Annotated in this window: 3 protein-coding genes; 2 read left to right on the plus strand and 1 reads right to left on the minus strand. The window is 59.7% G+C overall.

From position 1 onward, the window contains the following. Positions 1-161: 161 nt before the first annotated feature. Entirely contained in the window at positions 162-1,754 is a 1,593-nt protein-coding gene (locus tag EN846_RS19585) for a LodA/GoxA family CTQ-dependent oxidase (RefSeq protein WP_135898842.1), read from the minus strand. Positions 1,755-2,596: 842 nt separating this feature from the next. Between EN846_RS19585 and EN846_RS19590 the strand changes: the two genes are divergently transcribed. Together EN846_RS19590 and EN846_RS19595 are read left to right on the plus strand one after the other, a co-directional pair. Then, positions 2,597-5,239, plus strand: coding sequence for a PD-(D/E)XK nuclease family protein (locus EN846_RS19590; protein ID WP_135898840.1), 2,643 nt, complete (start codon positions 2,597-2,599; stop codon positions 5,237-5,239). Continuing rightward, entirely contained in the window at positions 5,239-8,541 is a 3,303-nt protein-coding gene (locus EN846_RS19595; protein WP_135898838.1) for a UvrD-helicase domain-containing protein, read from the plus strand. The genes EN846_RS19590 and EN846_RS19595 overlap by 1 nt, the downstream gene beginning before the upstream one ends. Positions 8,542-8,761 lie beyond the last annotated feature (220 nt).

Below are 8,761 nucleotides of genomic sequence, written 5' to 3' on the forward strand. Positions count from 1 at the left end.
AACCTGACATCTTGGCTGATAATTTCTCCGGGCGTCGTCGTTTTCGTCGCTCTATCGAAAGCGATGACGCTGAAGCCACGACGAGCGAGCACCATGGACGCTGCCATTCCGGCTGGCCCGCACCCGATGATAGCGATGTCCGGCCTTGCCATGCAGGTCTCTTAGCTCACCATTGCGAACTCACTGTCGTCCGCACGTCCTATCTCCGCGAACACCTCTTGGCCGCCAAAAGTACGTTTCTCGACCACGCCCAAAAGCGCGAAGTTTGAGACCATATTCGCCCGGCTTGCTGCGTTGTGAGCAAGTGCTCCATCAAGGCCGGTCACTGCCACAAGCCTGTCCCATCTCGTGGATAGTGGGAGCGGCTGACCGGTCTCGGAGAACCTGGCGAGATCGGGGCGTTGCGCGGGCCACCACAACCCCTCACACTCAACGAAGTCTGCTTGCCAGGGAACGGCCATCCGCTCGGTCAGCAATCCCGGATAGGTGCGGCGCATCTGGCCGTCGAAATCTTTGAATTGCCCTCTCGTGATCCGGGCTTTTCCGGCATAGATCGACGGATAGGTCATGATGAACCCGGCTTCGATGCCTGGGAAGAAGCCCCCGCCTATTGTGCGAAGAAGCGCAACCTCATCCAATCGGTCGGCTTCGTTCCCAACTGGTCGACTAGGGTCTGGCCCTGGGAGGAAGCTCCCATCGCGCCAGTCCTCAAGAATTTCTTGTTGTGCCGGCGTGAGCCGCAGCTGTCTGAGGTCTTGCGCTTTCAGTACTGCGTTGAAAATGGTGAGGCGCAGTTGGTCTGCGGCATCGCTAGGATCGGCCAAGCTGGACAAATTTGCATTCAATGCGGTTCGTACCGCTTGCCATTCGTTTTCACGCAGACGGTTGGTCCAAAAGTGTGAGGCCACGCGATGGAGGATGGGGAGCACATCCTGGACAAAGGATATGGCAGGTGGCGTTCCGAATTGGAGCGCGTTCGACATGATGTCATAGAGGCTCACAATCGGTACTACATCGGGGGCGAAATCGGGCGGACCAATAACGACCCAGGCGCCTTCATTGACGGGCACTGCACCGGGCTGACCCGCGATGGTGATCGTCGCGTCTACCGGCCCGTCCGCAACATCGTCGAACCAACCGGGATTATTGAGGTAATCCTCTAGCCTTGGCGCCGGTGCCACCCAGCTTTGTGACTTTCCTTCGCCGCCCAAAACGACCAGCCGGCCGCTCGCATCCGTACACACTTCCCCTAGAAATACATCCACACCTCCTACGGTACCGGTTTTGCGGGGACCAAACGGCTGGTTCAGCCCCGCAACCGTGAAATCGACCGAGGCAACGAAGTCTTGGACGTTCCCGCCCGCTGGCGGAACGTTTCGGCGCACCCCCTGAGTGTTCGGCACGATAGCGAGGGAGTCGCCTAGGCCAGGCCCGGCAGTCATCTCCAAGCCGGCAGCCTTACTATTCGCGAGCGTCACTCGCCATTCGATGCTCGCAACGTCGGGAGTGACTTCTCGTACGAACGTCAGCGATCCACTCGCCGGATCTCTATCGTACTCGTATATCCGAAATCGCACGCCTTGTCGGCGAATGAGCCGACTTGCGTCTTTATAGCCGCCGAACGCAACTTCTTCCCCGGCAGCTAGCTCGAACGGTTCGCCTTCCTCAAATTCAGCCCGCAGAAAGAAGCCGTCCGGACTTCTCCCTACCCTTGCAATACCAATACCGGGATGAATTTTATAGTACGCAACCATGTCCCGCCCCTCGATCGTCTCGAAAATTCAATACATGGAGTACTTGTCTGAAATACAAATCGAAAGCTACAATGAGTCAAGGGGCGTCTAGATTCTTTCTGTTTTCATGCCATAGATTAGGCGAGTCGAGTGCGCACAAGGGCGGGCTCAGGTCATGTGAGAACCACGAGGCAGGAGTTCGGTGAGGACGATGCCGGCCTTCGCATACCGAGAGCCCTGTCTCCAGGCTGCGGCGGCCGCAATACTCGCCGCAACGACAAGCTAGAATCTTGGTTTGCGCATGACCGCGAAAAGCTTCCGCACAAACATCCGCTTTCGGGCGCTCAAAAATTCTGCCCTAACGTCTGCCATGAGGCGCGAAGCTGCCGTTCAAAACATAGTACTTGGAAGTCGTGCCGTCGCGCTATCGAGCGCAACGTGCTAGGGGGTCGATCCCTTACAGAGCCATGCAAAAGCCGAATCTAGTATCCCACTTTATCCATGAGCACCCGCAATTCGGACTGCGGAGCGACCCAGAAAGTTCGAAAAGCTTCCAGGAACCCCAGCGGATGGCCAATTGTAGAACTGTCAGCATTGGGGCCGCTAGCTGACTGCCCGGTGTATGGGTCCTCGAAGCGGATGCCTGCTCTCCGGCAACTGACCCAATACAGGCGGAAAATGCTTGCATGACAAGCCACTTATGGTGGCCATGACTTAAGACTGGCAGTGTGTCGTAGGTGAGCGTCAAACTTATCGCGGCCTCTGGGCTGATCTTTGCAGGTCATGACTGTTAGTCTAACTTCAGTTTGCAATCGTCCTGGACCGGCCGACTCGTAACGCCTGCAACGAATGTCCTTGTCACAATGAAGCGTCATACCGTCGTCGTCGAAAGCACTCTTGCCTTTCGCATGCAGCGCGTCGAAGCCGCTCGAAACGATGATCATGGGCTCGATATCACCACCTTGCCATTGCTGGCAGCGCGGCTGGCCGGCGGTTTTGTCCGACCCGCCGATCATGCGACCCTGATGCCAATCATTGCCAGTGCGCTGCATGAGCTCGCTTTTGACGAGCTAGACCCGGTCAAGGCGAGGCCCGGTATGGCTCGCGCTGTGCTCGCAAGCCTGGAACGCATGTGGGCGGCCAACATCCGGTTTGATGATCCAGCCTTCGTAGGCCCGAGGCTGAGTGATCTTGGCCGTATCGAGGTGTATTTGCGCGAGCGTCTTGCGGAAGGTCAGCTGCTACCGAGAGATTTGCGCGATCGTGCGCTGTCGCGCGTTACTCATGCGCGCGCCGTGACTGGCGCTATCCATCTTCATCGCCTCGTTTCAGTCGATCCGTTGTGGCGGCCATTGATCGGGGCCTTAGCCTCGGTTGTCGAAACAACATGGGACGCTCCAGGCAGGTGCGACCGATCCTGGTTTCCAGGAAAGATGCTATCACCACCCCTTTCGATAGATCGTCCAATGATCTGCGAGGTCTGTGCCGACCCGCGGGCGGAGGTGGTGGAGGCACTGCGCTGGGCGCGCGCATTGCTAAGTGACGGCGTGACGAAAGCCAGCGATATCGCCATCACGAGTACGGATCTCAGCACGTGGGACGATCATATGCTCGTGCTCGCCAGCCAGGGCGATCTTCCTGTTCACTTCGCCAGCGGGATCACCGCTCTCAGCACGCGTGCAGGCCAGACCTGCGCGGCGCTCGCGGATGCAATGATCAACGGCTTGTCTCAGGATCGCATTCGCCGCCTATCGCTGCTTTCTCCCTATCTGTCTGAGACGCTGGCCACCGACTGGATGAAGGCGATCCCGTCCGAGGCAGGTCTTTTCGAGCCGGAGCACTGGGCGAGAAGCTTGCACGGGCTGACTTCCATTGACGGTGCCGTGCTCGCAACGATCCTTATGCCGATATTGCAGGACGTCGCCGATGGTCCGAAATCAGCGCTCAGGCTTGGAACTCAGCTGCTGCGCGGCAAGAGCCTCGGCCTTTGGCAGGAGGCCCTCCGCCGAGCCCCGGCTGCGGCAATGGAAATGACCCTGGCCTCGCTTCGCGTCGCTGACGAAAAGGATCCCGTCAATCATGTGGTGTGGGCGCGAGCCGCAGACCTTGTGGGAGCACCACGCAAGCATATGCGATTGGTTGGATTGTCGGGCAGAACCTGGCCGCGCGGTGATAGCGCCGATCCCCTTTTGCCCGATCATATCCTTGGCGCGCGCGCACTGGTGGACCTGTCGCGCCTTGACCGCGACCGTCTGAGCTTTGAAATCCTGTCTGGTCATCCGGCCGCTCAAATTACGCTTTCGCGAAGCAGGCGATCCGCCGAGGGCACAGTTCTTGCCAGGAGCGCGTTGCTTGAGCGCAGTATTGTGGAACGTCCTCTTTCTAGAACGCGATCGCCAGAGCACGCCTTCAGCGAAGGCGATCGCCTTCTGGCGCGGACTAGCGACGCCGAGGCGTTGCCGCGCATCCGGCGCGTCATTTCCTGCTGGACAAGTTGGACACGCAGGCCCGAGATCACCGCGCATGACGGTGGTTTCAGAAAAGACCATCCTGCGGTCATGCGCGCGCTGTCCTTGCCTCAATCGGCGACTTCGCTGCGGCGGCTGCTGCGTGATCCGCTGGGGTTTGTCTGGCTCAAAGTCCTTGGGATGACCGCACCCGAGCTGGCGGTTCAGCCTCTGCAGCTCGACCCAGCAGCTTTCGGTGAGCTTGTGCACGAAATGCTTCGCCTTGCGGTCGACATGATCGAGCCCTTGCCTGGACTGGTTCGTGCAACGCCCGTAGAGATCGACAATGTTCTGGAGGCAGCTGCAGAGAGCATCGCGACGCGCTGGCCGCTCAGCCAGCCGGTGCCACCAAGATTGCTATGGCTTGACACCATCGCGGAGGCGCGCCGGCGGGCTCGCCGCGGCCTGACGGTCGATGATCGCTTCGGTCCCGGAACCCGCAGCTTCAGTGAGGTTCTGTTCGGCACGAATGTTTCGCAGGCAGGGCGGGTCGAGCCATGGCGTGAAGACCAGGAAGTCCTGATCGGCCGCTCTGGCATCCGGTTGAAGGGGCGCATTGATCGCATCGATGTGAAGCCAGACCGTCGCGGCGTTCGCATGTCCGACTACAAGACCGGGACGCGGCCACGGGACCTCCACGGGATTGTCATTGACGGAGGCAGGGAAGTACAGCGCGCGCTCTACGCCGCCGCCATCAAGCAGCTCATGCCCGAAGCCTCCACAATCATTTCGCGCCTTGTCTACCTTGATACGATGGAACCGCCGGCCAACCTTGCTGGTGACGCTTTAGAAAACGCGGTGACGACCCTCCTCGATTTCATCGATGTTGCTGTCGAAGCACTGAGAGCTGGAGCGGCTTATCCAGGACCGGATGCGTTCGCGAATTTCAACGATCTCAGGATCGCGTTGCCGGCAGCCTTGGATAGCTATCAGCGGCGCAAGGACGAAAACTTCGATGCCGCCCAACATGAACTGGCACGATTGTGGGCGGAACGGTGATGCTGAGCGACGCCGTTGAACGCTTTCGCGTTCTGACCGAACTTGACAAGACATTGCTAGTCGAAGCGGCGGCTGGCACAGGTAAGACGTCCTTGATTGCTGGCCGCGTGGTCATGCTGATGCTTAACGGCGTGGCGCCGCGCAGCATCGCCGCGATCACGTTCACCGAACTGGCCGCAAGTGAACTCTCTCTGCGCATCCGCGACTACGCGACCGAGCTCCTGGCCGGAGAAATCCCGAAAGTCTTGCGCGGCGCAGTGACAGCTGAACTGCTTCACAAGAAGAAGTCAGTGCTCCGCTCGGCGATCGAAGCATTCGACGAGATCACTGCTTGCACAATTCACGCCTTTTGCCAGCAGATCATCATGGCCTACGCCGTCGAGACGGGGCTCGACCCCGGGTCGCGGATGATGGACGCGCCGGCCGCGGACGCTATGTTCGAGGCGGTCATTTCCAAATGGCTCTATGACCGGCTCTCCCTGCCAGCGAGGTTAAGCGAGGATCCTATTGCGATCCTTTCCAGGTTCGAGCCCCTGAAGGTCGTCAAGGACAGCTTCGATCTCGCCAAGCTCAAGCTTGAACACCCTGGAGCCGGCACGGTGCCGGTTGATTTGTCACTGCGCAAGGATATTGAGTTCGTCGAAAGCGTGCGCGCGTTCAGACGCTGGCATGCAGGCTACCCGAAGGAGCGCAGCACCGGGGCGCTGATCAGTGAGCTCGAAACGCTCGCCGCCTTCTACGACAATTGCTTCGAGACGGAGCCCAATTTCGCGCAACTGTGGCAACTCGCCGACCCACCGCGAACTCCATCGATGAAGCGAAACGAGTTCTCCTTCACCGAGAAGCGCAATCTCGGCCGCTGGAGATCAGCCTACGGAAAGGACGAAGGGCAAACGCTCAACCAACAGGCCGAGCTGCACTTCCACAATTGCGAGGCGCAGTTTGGCGAGCTCGTTGGCCAGATTGGCGATGCCATGGTCGGCCAGATGTCGCGTGCGCTCGACCCGGTAACCAGCCTCTACAGCGAGCGCAAAAGTGAGGCTGCTGTCCTGGATTTCGACGACCTTTTGCTACGCGCCCATGACCTTGTCACCACCAACGAGGTCGTGCGAGCGGCAGTGGGCCGGCGATTCGCCCATATCCTTGTCGATGAGTTTCAGGACACCGACCCGATCCAGGCCAGTATTCTGTTTTCGATCGCAGCGAACACTCTGCCAGAGCGATGGCAGGACGCCGAGCTTCGCGACGGAGCACTCTTTGCGGTGGGAGATCCCAAGCAGTCGATATACGCCTTTCGCGGCGCCAATATCGACAGCTACAACGAGGCCAAGAGGGCAATTGCTCGTCTGGGATACGAACGCGTCATCCACGTCGGCGCCAATTTTCGCTGTCAGCCAGGCATTGTCGGCTACGTGAATGCGGTTTTCAAACCGGTGCTCGACGCGGATGGCCAGCCAAGTTACAGCGCCCTCACCGCTACGCGCGACGGCGCCTTCCACAATCTGTCCTGCGCATCACAGGTGCCCATCGGCGACGGTCGGACGATGTCCATGGTGGAACTTCGCGATGAGGAGGCATCGACCGTTGCGCTGATATGCTCCAAGCTTGTCGGCGCGATCGAGATAGAGGACATGAATGATGGCAGGCATCGGTTGCTTCAAGCCGGCGACATTGCGCTGCTTGCCCCAGCCGGCACTGAACTTTGGCGTTACGAACGCGCGCTTGAATCGCATGGGCTAGCCGTCGCATCGCAAGCCGGCAAGACATTGTTCCTACAACAGGAGACGCAGGATGTCCTGGCGCTGTTGCGTGCGCTGGCGGATTCGCGTGACCGGCTGGCCTTCGGCTCCTTCATGCGAGGCCCGATGGTTGGACTGACCGACGAGGAATTGCTCGACATTGCCGAAGAAATCCACAAGGCCGGACCTGACGCCTCACCGACCGGGCTTTTCGACATCACAACACCTCCTGCCCTGGTTTCGCACGGCGTCGCGCGCGCCGTCCTCGAAATCATGCAACAGCTACGCTCACGCGTGAACATCACAACGCCGCGCATCCTGCTTGCCGAAGCGATCGAGCAGCTTCAGCTGCGCATCGCATTGTCCGCGCGCAGCGGTAACAACCGGGCCGCGCGTTCGCTTGCCAACCTGGACCGGATCGTCGAACTCGCCCGGCCCTTCGACGTCAAGGGCCTTCGCGCCTTCGTGCGCCATCTCCAGCGAGAATGGGAAGGTCGCGCCATGCGGCAAGAAGGTCGGATCGACGCATCGTCGGATGCAGTTGAGATCGTAACCATCCACACTGCCAAGGGATTGGAATGGCCCGTCGTCATTCCCATCAATATGGGGACGCTGGCACGCCCCTCCCCCCGCTTCGTCCACCGCACATCCGACAACACGCTGCATTGGGTTATTGGCGGCGTGTCTTCGTCTGCGCTAGCACGTGCCCGCGAGGAAAAAGCGCAGCGCCAGGCGCTGGAAAATCAGCGCATGTGGTATGTCGCCTGTACGCGCGCCCGCGACCTTCTGGTCGTGCCCTATCTTCCTTCTGCCAAGACAGGCGCGTGGTCGAAGCTGCTCAACCTGAGGTTTGATCTGCTCAAGGAGCTTGATTTCCACCAGCTCACGCGAAAAACGGTCGTCTCTTCCGAAACGGTGGTCTTGCCGCAGGACGCGGACACTTTTGCAAACCAGGCCGCCATCGTTCGACTAGCCTCGCCGACGCTGCGCTGGGTGAACCCCAGTTCTCACGATCAGGACCGAGCGGCAATCACCACGCAGGCCGTCGCTGCCGAACCGGATGGCGCATTCGAACATATCGAACCCGTCGGCGCCGGCAGGATCCGGGGCCTAGTGCTTCATAAGCTGATGGAGGAACTTCTGACACGCGAACTGAGCCCGCAGGGAGGTGTCTTTGCACGCGCTGAAAAACTGCTTCGCGAGCTTGCCGCTATCGAGGATCTTCATGAGCCGATCCCGGCCCCGGCCGAACTTGCCGCCACCGCCCTCAAGACCTGTCAGCTACCCTATGTGCAACGTCTATTGCCTATCCTTGTGCCTGAACTTTCCGTATGGGGCGAGACAGACGCAGGCGACCTTCTAGCAGGCCGGGTCGATGCAATCGCGATCGAGAATGGCATAGTCCTTGAAGTGCTGGACTGGAAAAGCGACCATGACACAAATCGGCAGCGCGCTGCCCATGTCGAGCAACTGCGGCGCTATCTCGAGGTGACATCGGCGCCGCGCGGTTCAATCATATACATGACCACCGGCGAGATCGTTTCCGTACTGCCAGCCCGGTGACCGGACGCGCAAGACAACCGAAACGCATGCCGAGCCAGCGGATCAGTCGACGCTATTTGCTAGACTTAAACGGCACCACGGGGGCGGTCGTGCGTAAGCGATGTCCCGACGGCACCTTTCGGTGATCGGCGTGAAGGACGATGTTCGGAGCCTTTGAGGGCTTCGACACATGACGATTTCAGAGCTTACGCTTAAATCCAGCGATCACGAGCCCGCGCGC

It is taken from the genome of Mesorhizobium sp. M4B.F.Ca.ET.203.01.1.1 (assembly GCF_004791025.1).
GTDB classification, from domain to species: domain Bacteria; phylum Pseudomonadota; class Alphaproteobacteria; order Rhizobiales; family Rhizobiaceae; genus Mesorhizobium; species Mesorhizobium abyssinicae.